This is a genomic window from Chloroflexota bacterium, from assembly GCA_014360905.1.
Classification (GTDB): domain Bacteria; phylum Chloroflexota; class Anaerolineae; order UBA2200; family UBA2200; genus JACIWX01.
Genome location: JACIWW010000006.1, coordinates 1 through 14,787, shown reverse-complemented (window position 1 = coordinate 14,787; position 14,787 = coordinate 1). Strand labels below are relative to the sequence as shown.

General features: G+C 51.6%; 13 protein-coding genes. 8 read left to right on the top strand and 5 right to left on the bottom strand.

The window, feature by feature from the left end:
- Positions 1-4 precede the first annotated feature (4 nt).
- The 3 genes from H5T67_04095 to rsmA all read left to right on the top strand — a co-directional run bounded on the left by H5T67_04095 (position 5) and on the right by rsmA (position 3,777).
- On the top strand, positions 5-1,246 hold the full coding sequence (locus tag H5T67_04095; protein MBC7244501.1) for an NAD(P)/FAD-dependent oxidoreductase: 1,242 nt from the start codon (positions 5-7) through the stop codon (positions 1,244-1,246).
- A 108-nt stretch (positions 1,247-1,354) separates the two neighbouring features.
- Positions 1,355-2,911 carry a DUF348 domain-containing protein gene (locus H5T67_04090; GenBank protein ID MBC7244500.1) on the top strand — a complete coding sequence of 519 codons (1,557 nt, stop codon included), beginning with the start codon at positions 1,355-1,357 and terminating at the stop codon, positions 2,909-2,911.
- Positions 2,912-2,934: 23 nt separating this feature from the next.
- Entirely contained in the window at positions 2,935-3,777 is an 843-nt protein-coding gene (gene rsmA / locus H5T67_04085) for a ribosomal RNA small subunit methyltransferase A (GenBank protein ID MBC7244499.1), read from the top strand.
- A gap of 70 nt (positions 3,778-3,847) precedes the next feature.
- Here rsmA and H5T67_04080 read toward each other — a convergent pair whose 3' ends face one another.
- On the bottom strand, positions 3,848-4,744 hold the full coding sequence (locus H5T67_04080; protein ID MBC7244498.1) for a C39 family peptidase: 897 nt from the start codon (positions 4,742-4,744) through the stop codon (positions 3,848-3,850).
- Positions 4,745-5,029, bottom strand: coding sequence for a DUF503 domain-containing protein (locus H5T67_04075; GenBank protein ID MBC7244497.1), 285 nt, complete (start codon positions 5,027-5,029; stop codon positions 4,745-4,747).
- A 391-nt stretch (positions 5,030-5,420) separates the two neighbouring features.
- On the opposite strand from H5T67_04075, the gene H5T67_04070 reads away from it, so the two are divergent.
- The 4 genes from H5T67_04070 (at position 5,421) to ybeY (ending at position 8,789) form a co-directional block, all read left to right on the top strand.
- On the top strand, positions 5,421-5,621 hold the full coding sequence (locus H5T67_04070) for a 30S ribosomal protein S21 (GenBank protein ID MBC7244496.1): 201 nt from the start codon (positions 5,421-5,423) through the stop codon (positions 5,619-5,621).
- A gap of 66 nt (positions 5,622-5,687) precedes the next feature.
- Positions 5,688-6,152 carry a GatB/YqeY domain-containing protein gene (locus H5T67_04065; GenBank protein ID MBC7244495.1) on the top strand — a complete coding sequence of 155 codons (465 nt, stop codon included), beginning with the start codon at positions 5,688-5,690 and terminating at the stop codon, positions 6,150-6,152.
- 187 nt (positions 6,153-6,339) lie between these two features.
- Complete coding sequence (locus tag H5T67_04060; protein ID MBC7244494.1) at positions 6,340-8,304, top strand: HDIG domain-containing protein; 1,965 nt, start codon at positions 6,340-6,342, stop codon at positions 8,302-8,304.
- The gene (gene ybeY / locus H5T67_04055) at positions 8,301-8,789 is read left to right on the top strand and encodes an rRNA maturation RNase YbeY (GenBank protein ID MBC7244493.1); all 489 of its coding nucleotides are present in this window, start codon (positions 8,301-8,303) and stop codon (positions 8,787-8,789) included. Before H5T67_04060 ends, ybeY begins: the two co-directional genes overlap by 4 nt.
- A gap of 109 nt (positions 8,790-8,898) precedes the next feature.
- Here the strand turns inward: ybeY and H5T67_04050 are convergent, their stop codons facing one another.
- Positions 8,899-10,869 (bottom strand): hypothetical protein, encoded by a 1,971-nt coding sequence (locus H5T67_04050; GenBank protein MBC7244492.1) that lies wholly within the window; start codon positions 10,867-10,869, stop codon positions 8,899-8,901.
- A gap of 432 nt (positions 10,870-11,301) precedes the next feature.
- Between H5T67_04050 and H5T67_04045 the strand changes: the two genes are divergently transcribed.
- Positions 11,302-11,889 carry a ferric reductase-like transmembrane domain-containing protein gene (locus H5T67_04045; GenBank protein ID MBC7244491.1) on the top strand — a complete coding sequence of 196 codons (588 nt, stop codon included), beginning with the start codon at positions 11,302-11,304 and terminating at the stop codon, positions 11,887-11,889.
- 61 nt (positions 11,890-11,950) lie between these two features.
- Here the strand turns inward: H5T67_04045 and H5T67_04040 are convergent, their stop codons facing one another.
- Positions 11,951-13,192, bottom strand: coding sequence for a DUF438 domain-containing protein (locus tag H5T67_04040; protein MBC7244490.1), 1,242 nt, complete (start codon positions 13,190-13,192; stop codon positions 11,951-11,953).
- Positions 13,193-13,264: 72 nt separating this feature from the next.
- Positions 13,265-14,482, bottom strand: a complete 1,218-nt coding sequence (locus tag H5T67_04035) for an FprA family A-type flavoprotein (protein MBC7244489.1) — start codon at positions 14,480-14,482, stop codon at positions 13,265-13,267.
- Positions 14,483-14,787: the final 305 nt, after the last annotated feature.

Sequence of the window (14,787 nt, the reverse complement as noted above, 5' to 3'; positions counted from 1 at the left end):
TGAAATGAAAAAACAGGTCATTGTAGCGGGCGGGGGTGCTGCAGGTATGATGGCTGCTGGCTGCGCCGCGGAATGTGGTGCGGATGTCTTGCTGCTGGAGAAGACACCTCGCCTGGGCAACAAACTGCGTCTGACCGGCAAAGGACGCTGCAATCTTACCAACAAGACTGAGCTATCCGAGTTCATTGCACATTTTGGTGAGACAGGGCATTTCTTATACGGCGCTTTCTCCCGCTTTTTTGTGCAGGATCTGCTCTCCTTTTTTCACGAACGGGGTGTTCCGACCGTGGTGGAGCGGGGCGGGCGTGTTTTCCCAGCCTCCAACGATGCGCACCAAGTTGCAGATGCTCTGGAGCGTTATCTCGAGATGAATGGGGTGCGCATACAGCGCAGATGTCCGGTGGAGCACCTCGCGGTCGAAGAAGGACAAATCCGAGGTGTACAGGTAAAAGGGCGTACCATTCCAGGAGATGCGGTAATCCTAGCTACAGGAGGAGCTTCTTATCCACGCACAGGTTCCAGTGGTGATGGCTACCGCCTCGCCGCGGAGGTGGGGCATCGCATTGTGCCAATCCGCCCTGCCTTAATACCCTTGCTCACCAAAGAGCCTTGGGTACAAGAATTGCAAGGCCTTAGCCTGCGCAATGTACAGATTACTCTGTTCTTGGACCGGGAGGCTATTGCTCAAGAATGTGGTGAGATGCTATTTACGCATTTTGGCGTGTCTGGGCCTGCCGTTTTGACTCTGAGCAAAAGAGCCGTGGATGTGCTGGGCCAAGGGAGGATTTATTTGTCCATCAATCTCAACCCCGCTCTTGCTGCTGAGGAGTTGGATGAACAATTGCGGCAGGAACTGGATGCCCATGGACGCCAGCAATTGCACAATTTTTTGGGCGCGTTTTTGCCTAGCAAGATGATCTCCGTGTTTGTAACCTTGCTTGGCATTCCAGCCGACAAGCCCGGACATCAAATCACATCAACTGACAGGAAGCGCATCGTGTCGCTCTTAAGAGATCTGCGGCTGACCATAACCGGCAGCCGCCCTATCAGCGAAGCCATTGTGACCGCAGGCGGCGTAGACACAAAGGAGATCAATCCACGAACGATGGAATCACGCCTAGTTAAGGGGCTTTACTTCTGCGGGGAAGTGATTGACGTGGATGCGGACACTGGTGGCTATAATCTGCAGGCGGCTTTCTCTACGGGCTACTTGGCCGGTGAGTCGGCCGCACATGAGGCATCATGAGCTGTGGTAGAATGAAAAGTTGCTAGATGTTGCCAATGTTTTCAAATGTCAGGATTGCCTGCGTGGCCCGCTGATTGCCGACGAAACTGTGCGAAGGATCGAGAACGATTGTCTGAAAAAGAGCAAGCATTGCCTAGGGCACCAATAAACTCTGAATCTTATCTTTTGTCCATAATCCAGAGCATCCAACTGCGGTCGGGGTTGTTTTCTCTGCTACTGGTTATGTCTCTCGTGCTAGTGATGGCCTCTAGTTATGCCCGATCAGGAGTATTGGTCACGTTGGAGGTGAATGGGCAGGTATGGAGGACGAAAACCCATCAGCGCACAGTCGGTGCATATCTGCGCGAAGTAGGTTTGACCTTACAACCAGGGGACATTGTCCTACCTTCGCTTGACTCCCCACTTGGGGAACAGCAAACCATCGTCGTGCAAAAGGCTCTGCCGGTGTTGATTGAAGCCGATGGGCAGGTTATCGAGCACTATACTCAAAGCCGGCAAGTAGTGGATGTGTTGCGCGAAAGGGGCTTGCAGCCCAAAGACTATGATCGGGTGATGCTCAATGGCACACTGGTAAGTCCGGAAGCGTCCCTCCCACATTACCAATGGACGCCAAGCCGTTGGCCGCTGGTTCGAGGAATTCTACATGGTCTGGCGAGCGTGCCAATGTCTTCCTGGACACGGATTAAGCTGCAACGTGCGATTTCATTGTCTATTCGAGACGGTGGTGCACAGACTGTTATCCATACAGTGGCGCGTACAGTGGGTGAGGCGCTGCTCAGCCAAGGCATTGCCCTATATGTTGGCGATCGTGTACAGCCTTTATTGGGTACTTTGCTGACGGCCGGCATGCACGTTGAGATCCACCGTGCTAAACCAGTGACGATTCGAGCGGATGGTAGGACGATTCCGACCCGCACACAGGCAGACACTGTGGCTGAGCTGCTACATGAGGCAGGGATCACACTGCTTGGTAAAGATTACACCATCCCACATTTGGATGCGGAAATCACAGTGGATATGACGGTGAGGGTGGTGCGCGTGCTCGAGGATCTCATCGTGGAGACGGAAGCCATTCCCTTCGAAACAGCTTGGCGTCCGGATAACACGCTGGAGCTAGATCAGCAGCGTATAGACCAGCAGGGGAAGTCGGGCGTGCGCAAACGACGTGTACGTATCGTCTACGAAGATGGTCAGGAGAAGGAGCGGACCACAGTGGACGAGTGGATTGAGCGCCAACCTACTACGCGTATCGTGTCCTATGGTACCAAGATCGTCGTGCGAGAGTTGGCAACCCCAGATGGTGTTATCCGCTACTGGCGCAAGGTGCGCATGTTGGCTACTTCCTATAATGCTGCGACCGCGGGCAAGAATCCCGATCATCCTACTTATGGCATAACCAGACTGGGATGGAAAGCACGGAAGGGTATTGTGGCTGTGGACCCACGAGTTATTGCCTTGCGCACCGAAGTGTATGTTCCAGGCTATGGGTTTGCCACGGCTGCTGACACCGGCAGTAAGATTCTGGGGCGACGTATAGACCTCTGCTACGATGATGACAACCTGGTGCTTTGGTATAAGTGGGTGGATGTGTATTTGCTTGAGCCAGTGCCGTCTACTGAGAAAATCAACTGGATTTTGCCCAGTTATCCCACGGAGCGGCGCTAAGGGCTGTTGCTTTCTGAGCGAGGATGAGCATCAAGGCGTTTTTGCAGGAACTTGAGCTTCAACCGCACAAAAGGCTAGGACAGAACTTTCTTGTCGATCGGCGTGTCTTGAGGCGAATACTCGCGGCTGCCGAAGTGGGGCCACACGATACCGTGCTCGAGATTGGAGCTGGGTTAGGAACTCTGACTGAAGCTTTGGCTGAGCGGGCACGTCGCGTAGTAGCCGTTGAGATTGATGAAGAACTTGTGACCATCTTGCAGGAGCGACTGGCATCGCTTGCCAACATCGAAATTATCCCAGCCGATATCCTGACTGTGGACATCGCCTACCTTGTACAAGGAGCGCATACGGAGGACATTCCCAGCTACAAAGTAGTGGCCAACATCCCTTATTACATCACTTCGGCCGTGATGCGGCATTTACTGGAAGCAGACAAAAAACCCCAACTGATTGTGCTGATGTTGCAAAAAGAAGTAGCGCAGCGCATTACGGCCCAGCCGGGGCAAATGAGCCTTCTTGCCGTCAGTGTGCAGTTCTACGGGCAACCTCGGCTCATTGCGCATGTGCCTGCTAAGGCGTTCTACCCAATTCCCAAGGTAGATTCGGCCATTGTCCGCATTGATCCACACGAGCAGCAACTTCTTGCAACGAACGAGATTGGGCCCTTTTTCGATGTAGTGCGTGCTGGCTTTGCTCAGCGGCGCAAACAGCTCCGCAATGCGCTTGCTCATGGTCTGGACTTATCGGTGGAACGCGTTGCTCAAGCCATGGAAGAAGCAGGCATCGAGGAGCAACGTCGGGCACAGACACTAAGTGTCAATGAGTGGATATCGTTATACCGTGCGCTTAGCTGCAAGGCGGGTTGAGACGAAAGGCGGGCATAAAAAACCAACGTTTGCAGTGGCTGAGAAAGATGTATTGGGTGCCTGGGTTGGTCTAGGAGGTGCGTGGCCTAACGAAGACCGCCATGCGGTCGAATAGGTCCCAATTGGGGAAGGAGTGCACACGAAAAGTCTGCGTGCCATTTTTCTGTGGGTATGGATCATGCACTTCAAAAGTCCTATCTCCATGGTAGCCAATCACCACCCAGACGTGCTCGCCAAAGATAAGCCTTACCTGACCTTCAGGGGTATCAATGGTGGTTTCTTCTATTTCCTGCCGTTTTGTCACCCAAACGATTACAGGGTAGCCATCGAGCACTGCCTCAGCCACCTCTTGGTAACTAGTGCCCTTGACTGCCAAAGCCACGAACTCGCCACCGGCCGGCTCTAAGACACAGCGGTTCAATGTTTCAGCTACGGCGGGTGCATAAGCTCCATAGTTCTCCCAGTTGATGCTACCGTCTGCGTAACGGTTCCTACCGGAGGGGTCCCCGCGAAAACCGAGGTATGGATTGGAGTTTCTGGGCATGCAGGCAAGTAGTTCTTTTTCGCTGGGGACAGCGTCGAACAGAGCGGAAAGGACCATGCGCATCCCTGCGATTTCACAAGAGAGAGGCAATTCTTGCAGGATAAGCGGCACGGGGAGAATGCGCGAACCCTCGCGTGTGGAAGTTGCCGTGGCCGTTGCAGTGGGCGATGCGGTCGGCGAGTGGGTTGGCGTCGGAGTAGAAACCGGTGTGGATGTCAAGGTAGAGGTCGCAGTTGGGGGTGCAGTCCGTGTGAGCGTTGTTGTGGGTGAGAGCAATGGTGTTGGCACAGGCGTTGCAGTGGGCGAAAAATAGAAGCCCAAGCCATGACCAAAAGCTAACGCCCAGTAGCTGATGACCAAAAACCCAAGGCCTAGTAAGCCAATGATCCAGAGTAGTTTGTTGCGTTGTAGCCAGGTGAACACTTAGTAAATCTCTATTTCGAAGTCAAGAACATCGGCATCCAGGCGGTAGGCGGATATAGCTTCTACCACTCTGGTGAGCAAACCATGAGCATAAGCGGGATCAGAAGCAATGCACGCTATTCCCAAGGTTGCAGCCTGCCAAGCATCCTGCTGGGCCACCTCAGCGATGGATACATTAAAGTCCTTACGCACATGGGCTATAAGTGATTTGAGCACCTGTCGCTTGCCCTTCAGGGAATGGTTCGCGGGAATACTAAGATAGATCGTGCAAACTCCAACGGTCATTTCTCTTAACAATATATTTCCGTTTTTCTATACCTCTCAGAGCGAGGTGCGCACGCCTTCCCTCGCTGAAAGCCTTGTTGAATCTAATGCTGGGAGCATCGAGAACCGTGTGCAGATAGAAGCTTCCTGGCTATTTGCCCCAAACATGCGTCGCAAATACCGTGCTGGCATTTGCCAAGGGGGATTCGGCGTGTGATCTAGTCTATATAGTCACAACTCATACCCATATTCAATTGCTATTTTAGCATTTTCCTTTAGAATCGCCAAGTAAGGGGACTGTGCCATGAAGATTTGACATTTTGTCGTTCACCACTATAATCGAGTTCTGTAATGAACAGTTGGTAGTTCCAGGTTTTGGAAGCTATTGACTGGCAAGAGGGGAGGGAAGTATGTGACGCAGATTATCGTTGAAAAGGACGAGACCTTTGAGAGCGCGCTGAGGCGGTTCAACAAAAAAGTGCAACAGGATCGCGTGCTTTCCGAGGTGCGTCGCCGGCGATTCTACGAGAAGCCTAGCGTCTTGCGCAAGAAAAAAAAGGCTGCCAAGCGCCGGAAGAGTCGAAAGCAGACGTTCAAGCACCAATTTGACTAAATAAGAGTGCAATATCCGGGACAGTCAATACTAGTTTCATAGATTTTTATTAGGGCGCGGTCACATATGACTTTGAAAGGACGGCTACAACAAGATTTACTGCAGGCAGTTAGAGACCATGCCGAACAGCGCAAGTCAGCTATTCGGCTGGTGCGTGCTGCTATCCTTAATGAAGAGATTGCCAGACAGCATGAACTGAGTGACGAAGAGGTCCTGGAGGTAATTAGCAGGGAGATCAAGCAGCATCGGGAATCGTTATTGGAATTCGAGAAGGCCAAGCGGGAAGATCTGGTTGCAGAGGAGAAAGCCCAGTTAGAAGTGCTGCTCAGCTACCTACCGCCACAGATGAGTCGGGAAGAAATTGTGTTTGCCGCGCAGCAGGCCATTATAGAGGTACAAGCCAACAAGCCAGAAGATTTGGGGCGGGTAATGCGCATCCTGATGCCTCGCTTGCGTGGTAAAGCCAATGGCAGCGAGGTAAACCAAATAGTAAGGGAATTGCTCAGTTGTGCAAGGCCAGAGCAACGCTGATTCGTCCTGAATGCATGGATAGTGACAAATGATACATACACAACCAAGCGGGGCCCAGAAAAAGGCTCCGCTTGCTTCAATAAGTAAGGAATTACATGCAGTTGGGGTGCACCTGCTTCTCTTTGCTCTTTTTCTGATCACAGGACTAGGTCTTCTCCTAACATTGCCATCCTTCTCTGGAAGGAACTTGCTGACGCCTGGGATAGTAAGCCGGTATGATATACTCGCACCCCATCGCGTGGTGTACAACAGCCGCTTGCTGACAGAAGTGGAACAAGAGCGTGCTGAAGCTGCTGTAGAACCAGTGTACATGGTGGATGCTGCCATTGCCCGTCAACAAGTTAATCGAGTCCATCAGATTATCTCCTACATTGCATCCGTCCGCCAGGATGCACGCGCTTCCTCTGAAGACAAGGCAAGATGGATTAGCAAAATACCAGACCTTGCCCTGCCCGCTACAATGATTAGCAATGTGCTCTCCCTAGATGATTCAGAGTGGGAAAGTGTATCTGCTGAGGTTATTTCTCTACTCGACCGGCTGATGCGCGAGGGGGTGCGTGAGGACCGACTGGATGAGACGCGGGCGAGAGTTCCACAACTTGTTAGTTATGCCCTTTCTCCACCAGAAGTTGAGATAGTCGTCGGCATCATTCAATCTTTGCTAAAACCCAATGCTTTTCTAGATGAAGAGCAGACGGCAAGAGCACGTCGTCAAGCGCGCGAGGCAGTCCAACCAGTGCAATGTGTGATTGAGAGAGGGCAGGCGGTGCTTCGCGTGGGCGACATTGTCACCCCATTGCACCTTGAGCAATTGGCAGCACTAGGCTTGCAACCCACGGAACCGGAATGGCATGGCTTGGTGAGCAAGATGCTTTTCGTGCTGGTAATCACCGCTGCACTATGCATTTACTTGTGGCAGGCATATCGCTGGCTCCTGCACGATCGGAAGCGCTTGCTGTTGTTGGGTTTGCTCATTGTACTGACCGGGGTGGCAGCTAAGTTGGCCATACCTGGTCATGTCTTGCTGCCCTATTTCTTCCCTATGGCAGCAGTTGCCATGCTTGTAGCAGTACTCCTAGATACTCAACTTGCTATTATGGTTACGATCGTACTGAGTCTTTTTGTGGGGTTCATTAGCGGTGGCTCTCTGGATCTTACGGCGTATGTCTTGTTAGGCAGTGTGTTTGCTGCATTGATTGTAGCGCATCTGGAGCACCTGAGTACTTTTGCCTGGGCCGCTATCGTTATTGCCATAGTCAATGCTGTCGTAGCGGTGTCCTTTCGGCTGTTTGGACAGAGCTATGACTTGGTTGCACTGCTGCAGTTAAGTGGAGCCAGTTTCGCCAATGGCGTCCTTTCTGCCAGTCTCACATTCACGACTTTCTTTTGGCTCGGTGCGATATTTGGCATCACCACACCATTGCAATTGCTCGAATTGGTGCGCCCAACTCATCCATTGGCACGACGTTTATTGCTGGAAGCCCCCGGTACCTATCATCACAGCCTAATCGTAGGGAATTTGGGGGAACGTGCTGCGGAGTTGGTGGGTGCAGACCCGTTGCTAGTTCGTGCGGCAGCTCTACACCATGATGTGGGCAAAGTGTTGCGACCTTATTTCTTCATCGAAAACCAAGTCAGCGGCGAGAACTATCATCAGCAACTCGATGCAAAGACCAGTGCTCAGATCATCATTAATCATGTGAAGGATAGCGTAGAACTGGCGCAGAAACACCATTTTCCCCAGGAGGTGGTAGATATCATCGCGCAGCATCACGGCACAACCAGTGTTGGCTTTGGTTACTTCTATCAACAGGCACGTCAAGAAGGCGAGGAAGGTATTGATGAAGCCCGATTCCGCTATCCTGGCCCGCGACCGCGCAGCAAAGAAGCAGCCATTGTGATGCTGGCAGATAGTGTGGAAGCAGCTGTTCGTGCCTCTGCACCAAGTTCCCCTGGTGAGATAGAACGCATTGTACGCAAAATTGCCAATGACAGGCTTGTAAGTGGGGAGTTAGACGAGTGCGAATTGACTCTGCAGGATCTCGATAGAATCCGCAGTGCATTCATCGAGGTTCTGCAGGGCGTTTTCCATCCGCGGATTCAGTATCCGGAGAAAGACAGCGTAGCTCAAGCAGAAGCGGGAACCATGTGAAGAAAGCCTCTGTTCGGACTCTGAAGATTGATCTGCGCATTGCTCCTGAATATGCCCGGAGGGTAAGCTCTGCCCGTTTACGGCAGGCTGTCCACGCCGCATTCGAAAGCGCCGGCCAACAGCGTCAAGGCGAGTTGACGGTAGTAATCACCAATGATGAACAGGTGAGAGAACTAAATCGTATTTATCGTGGTGTGGATGCTACGACGGATGCGCTCGCTTTCAGCCATATGGGCGAGGCTAAGGACTTGATTCTGCCTCCTACGGTTCCTGTCTACTTTGGTGACATCCTCATTTCCTATCCCCGTGCTGTTGAGCAAGCAACTGCCTATGGTCATCCTGTCGAAGAGGAGCTCTTGCTCCTGGTCATACATGGAACGTTACATCTTTTGGGTTATGACCATGAGCAGGCCAGCGACAAAGAAGAGATGTGGCAGATACAGAACACGGCGCTTGCCAGAGTAGGTATTTCATGGCAACCCTGAAGCACTTATTCCCCCGTTAGAGTGAAAAGAGAGGGGCATGACGGAATAATCAGCTCCTCTCTTGCAAAGCCTTTTACTAACCACGCAACTTGGATTTTGCGTTCACTTTTTAGTAATAGCGGCTCCAGGTGTTGTTGTCATAATAAAGGACAAAGAATCCTAGCGTGTCGCTCCACAGCATCAAGCCACCAGCATAAGCTTGCCAGGAAGCATTCAAGCCACGTTCCTCTGTCGTGGCCCAACTGAGCTTGTCCCTGACGAGGACCCCGGGTTGCACCAGTTGTTCGCGCCAGACTTTGCCAAAGCCGCGCTTGGGTTGGAAGTAACCAGATGGTGGTACAATACCAGGATCCCATTCTAGTTGTCCCTCAGTCCAGGTGTCAATGAAGCTTTGCCATGTGCCATCATTGTATAGGGCATAGATAAGCCTCAAGTCGCCACGCCAGAACATGTAGCCGCCGATAAAGGTTTCTTCCGCACTCCAGGTGTTCTTTTCAATTTCAACTGGACACCCAAGTCGGTTGCGCACCGTTGCGTATGTGGACCAGATACGGCCAAAGCCAAGAATAGGCGTGATGGGGCACGAAGGCAATGCTGGTGTCGGCGTAGGAGTGGGCACAATTGGTGTTGCGGTAGGCGTCACTACGATTGGTGTCGCTGTGGGTGGGGGAGTAGCAGTGAGCACCCATGGCGTAGGTGTCGGCGCTGCAGGAGTTGATGTCGGTGAGACCGCGCCTACCATGACGAATTTGACCGCGTCAAAACCGATCTTCCGCGAGGCGTAAGGCTCGCCTGTGACATCATCCAAGTACACGTATTCGTTGCCACTAGCAGCAAAGTAGTAAGTCCCCAAGGAGACCCATTTGTCGAAGTAGATAGATTGATTAACCGTGGCAGTATGCTGTTGGCCATTGTGATAGATGCGATAGCGAGCGCTCTTGGTATCAGCACGTTCCCTGGGAATGAATACGTAAACCTGATAGTTTCCTGCGCCGGGTAGCTGCGGGGTCCACCTGGCATAGTTGTAAACCTGGGCATCGCTGTTGTACGTCCAATAGATATGACCGTTGTAGCCTATTGACCTCTCATACCAGCTCTCATTTGGGCCGCCTTTCTGAAAGCCGCTACTCTTGTCATCTACGATGATCTCCCCTGCTGGAGTAGTTGGCCCAGCCGTAGTTGTAGGGCTAGGAGTTGGTGGGCCGGTTACTCCTCTTTGCCAGGTAAAGGTGATGCATGCATTTCCTGAGCCCTCGTAGTACTCGACAGTTATGGGATGCGTTCCCTTAGTGACATAACGAGCCACAGATATCGTGGTGACGGATTGATCACGCCATGCATCAATCAGCAGGCCGCCATCAATCCATACGCGTACACCATCATCCACAGTAACTGTGAAGGTGTAAGTATCGGTGTTGTCAAAGCCCACGATACCCGTCCAACGCACTGAGAAACCGTCGGCTACAATGCCAGGCGCAGGGGAATTTGAGCCCCAGTCGTATCGGATATCAGTCTCTTCGCGAACCAGCACTGGTGCACCAACGAGCCAGGGGTTGTTGAAATACTCCGCACGCCAACGCATGGTCGTGGTTGATACAGTCAAGCGATCCCACCAAAGCATGGCCACGGCATTGCCGATGTGCTCATAGTATTCCATGCGTATGTTGTGATAGCCAGGGCTGACATCAACCTCTCGTTGGTTGAGAGTTGCTGGCTGGTTACGCCATTGGTCAATGAGCAATTGCCCATCAAGCCATAGGCGTACCCCGTCATCAGTGTAGGTCTTGAATGAATACGTGCCTCCTTCGAAATAGATGGAAGCGGTCCAGCGCACAGAAAAATAGTCGACCGGAAGGCCATCGTCTGGTTTATTGTGGCCCCAGTTGAAATCAATCGCTCTGTCATAGCGTATCCGAGTTGGCTCTCCGGTGAGACTGATGTTATTGAAATACTCACCTCGCCATGGCAAAGTGTCCTGGGCACCAGATACAGTCGGCTGAACTACTTGTAAACAAGCCAGCACAAGCAGTGTAGTGACTATCAGGTAGCTGGCTTTTTGCCAAGGTCTTTTTGTTGACATCTTGTCTCCTCCCTTTATATCCCAGTCTTGTGCGGCCCCAAAGTTATGAATATTATACCATATTTATGTACATTTTGCAACTTTTATAATCTGGATTTCGCCTCCGACTAGACGAGCTTCACTAGGTGAAGTGTAAATAGTGAAAGCGTTTGGGTGAAACTCATGGATATCGTAACTGACATCCATTCAGAAAGCAAACCAAACTTCCCCGAATCTCGATTTGGGGCATCTCTGCAACACTCCGCTTTTTGCTGCTCTGAGCGAAGAGACTCCAAGCGATGGAATTCTGAGCCGCGCAGCGGCAAAGGATGATGCTTCGGGTCGGTATAGCAAACGGTTGTCCAGGCTAGTTTCCCCACTTTCCTACTGCTTGGAGGGTCGCCTTCAATTGATTAAAATGGGGGTTGAAAGACTGTTTTAGGAGACCTGACCATGAAGAAAACCGTTTGGCGTAGGCTTATCTACATAGGACTCGCCTTGTGGACGGGGCTGATGCTTTACACGCTTTACAGTATTCCAGCGCCTGCACTGGCAATGATAGTGCGAGCTACTGCCTTGTTTGCCTATACAGCTGTGTTTTTAGCCATTATTTCGAGCGAGTACATGCGTGAAATGCGCGACCTTTTTGGCAGACCTTTCCTTGTTGTGCATCACATTCTAGCTGTAGCAGGGTTGGTACTCATGGGCCTACACGCTGTGTTGTATGCCCTGCTAACGCGTCGTTTGGCAGTTTTCCTGCCTCGTTTTGATTCCCTGCGCCTTTTCCTCTCGCTGGGGGGTCGCCCTGCGCTATATCTCTTCATCATCGCTACATTGGCTGCAGTGTGGCGCAGGAATATCAAGAATACCTGGAAACTGCTCCACTGGCTTAACTATCTTGCTTTTGCGTTAGCCTTCACCCACTCTTGGCTGATCGGTACAGATGTCTCCACTCCACTACTGCGGTTCGTCTGGGCTGTGCTCAGCGGCATTGTCTTGGTAGTTTTCATACGGAAGCGACTTTTATACAGGAAACGCTAAAAAGCCGGGCCTATTTGGGCCTGGCTGTAGGAAAAAGGACAGGTTTCTATCAAGGGTCGCCCTAGTCATCCAAAATCCGCCGCTCACCAGTTAGTTCGCGGATCCGCGTGATATCCTGTGTTACTTCCATTGTACCCACATATTCGCCGCTTTCGTCACGCACTGCGAAGTAGCGAATGTGTACAAACCTGCCTTTCATCTGGATCCAGAACTCGGCTACGTCCTGCTTGCCTTGTCTAAAATCGTCCAGAATGCGATTTACCACGTGTATGCTGGCTGGAGGGTGGCAGTTCTGAACTTTGCGGCCGATGATGGCTTTGGCTCGTGGAAAGATACGCTCTGGGGTCTGCGAAAAATACCTTACAGTGTCATCTTTATCCACAAAAGTGATGTCCACTGGCAGGTGCTTTAGCAACAGGTTGATCTCCCGAGGCGTCAAACTGCCGGTGTCCAAGGGTAAAATGTCTGGGTATGCCTGGGCTTCGGCAGGGCGTGCTTCCGCCGAAACTGGCTCTTTGGCTTGCGGCCATTCGTCTCCTGGTTCGATTAGACAATACCCTAACTCCGCACTTTGCTTCTTGATTTCCAGCCACTCTGCGTCCGATAACCTTTCCAATGCTGCGGGGTATAGGATGTTCTCCTCTTTGTAGATCATCTCTGTAATGGCAGTGGTCAGAGGAGTGGCTATCCGCTCAATGGCTGTCACCAGCGCAGTGAGTTCATAATTCCTGTAATTCGTCAGTACCTGCTGTAGCTCTTTAAGTTGGGCTCGGATGTCGTCATGAATTGCCCACATGACTGACGATGGCCCATAGAAACCATGCTTCTCCAGATAAGGGAAAAGCAGGTTCTCCTTGCGTAAATAGTGCTTGTTCACCTGCATCAATTTGTCTAGGCTTTCGCGTGCGAGTTGCACGAGTTCACCTGCTGCATCTATCGTTTGGGCTGAGGCTATTTGCTGAATTCTCTGTTGGAGGTCCTCTACTACTTGGGCTATGGCCTTATTCTCAGCACGGAAGGTGTGCACAGGATGCCCTGGCATCATTTCTGGGGGCACTTGCTTATCCAACGACTCGCGGAACACCTGCACATGGATATCGCAGAGTTCCTTAATCTGCTCGCTCGGGATCCCTTCCGCGATAAGAGCCTGTTCCATCTGCGCAATTTCCGTTGCACTGACATCCTTTATTAACTTGCGGAATTCTTCTTTTATCTCCGTTAGGTCTCGCCCTTCATGCAGTTCTCGAATGAGTCGCTTAAGCGTCTCATGCCGATACCGACGGTTATTGATGTATTCGCCCATTTATCTCTCCTTACTCTTGTTCAATTTTTGCAAACCAGGTTGCTGTGCGAAATCTGGTTTGTAGCCATGGTGTTATGCCTCTTCACGTATGCTCCTGGCAAAAGCAGCCGCTAGTTCCTCCGCTTTTAACAGATCCTCAGGCGTCGGTGCGCCCCGAAATTCCAGCGGCTCGGCTTGTTCCCATTTCAAAGCCTGAGCCAGAGCGTCGAACTCGCGCTGTGCTCCGCCAGACCATCCATACGAACCATAACGGAATGCTTTTTTATTGGTCATGTTCTTGCGCACTATACTGTCTAAAACATGCGCCATTGGGGGGAAAAGTTTGGTCTCATAGGTTGGTGCTCCCACCACAATACCCCTGTTCTTGAAAACCGAAGCCAGAATATAGGATTCATCCACCACTGGTACTTCGAAGACCTCCATCGGCACCTGCTCCCGGGCAATGCCACGCATTACGGCGTCGGTAGCAATCTTAGTATTGCCATACATGCTGCTCCAGAGTAGGGTGATGCCTTTTTCGGCTTTGCCAGTGGGGTACTCGGCGAATTTCTTGTAATGAGCGACGACTTCGCCTGGATTTTTGCGCCAGACCAGACCGTGGGAGGGGGCAATTACCGAGACCTCTGTACCTGCCAACTTATCAATAGCGCGCAGCACCATGCGCGAAAAGTTCGCCACGATGTTGGCGTAGTAACGCAGCATTTCATCGTAATAGAAAGCCCGGTCATTCTCCTGGACTTGGTCGTCAAAGAGAATACCTTTTAGCACCCCAAAGCCACCGAATGCATCGCATGAGAACAGCACTTTCGTTGCGAGTTCGTAGGTCATCATGGTCTCAGGCCAATGGACAAAAGGCGTATGGACAAAAAGCAACTTCTTGCCACCGCCGAGGTTAAGTTGCTCGCCATCTTCCACTGCCTTTACCCCTTCCGTGATGCCAAAGAGATGCTTGGTCATCTCTATTCCCTTGGGCGTGGAGATAATTACGGCCTGCGGAGCCATCCGTCGAAAGTTCTGCAGAAACTCTGTGTGATCTGGCTCCAGGTGATTCAAGATGACATAGTCAACGTCTTTTGGCTCAGTGCCAGTGGATTGCAACTGGGTGAGAAAGTTGCGCGAACTGCCGCTCCATTCACGCACCAGGTCCACAATGGCTGTCTTCTCGCCTTTCACCAAGTAAGCATTGAGAGATACACCATGGGGAATGGGCCAAAGACCCTCGAATAGGTCGTGTGATCTCACATTCACGCCAATCCACCAGATGCCTGGCTTGATTTCTATTGCGCTCATTGTTTTGCTCCTTTTGCTGCCCTAAATAAACCTTTGTTTGCGTCAAGTAACTTTAATTTTACTTGCAATTTATTGGAGTGCCAATTAAAGCCTAAGGTCCTGTACCTCGTCGACAAGGTATGCTTCGCGTAAAGCCTTGAGCCACCCTGTCTGCCCGCCAGCGATCCCCCGTTCAAGCTCGTAATTGTTCAGATTAGGGCTAGCTGTGGTATACTGAGCACATGACACTGGAAGAAGAAGTCGTTGCCCTCCGTGCTGAGAACAATACTTTGCGCGCACAAGTAGCTGCCTTGCAAGAGGAGCTA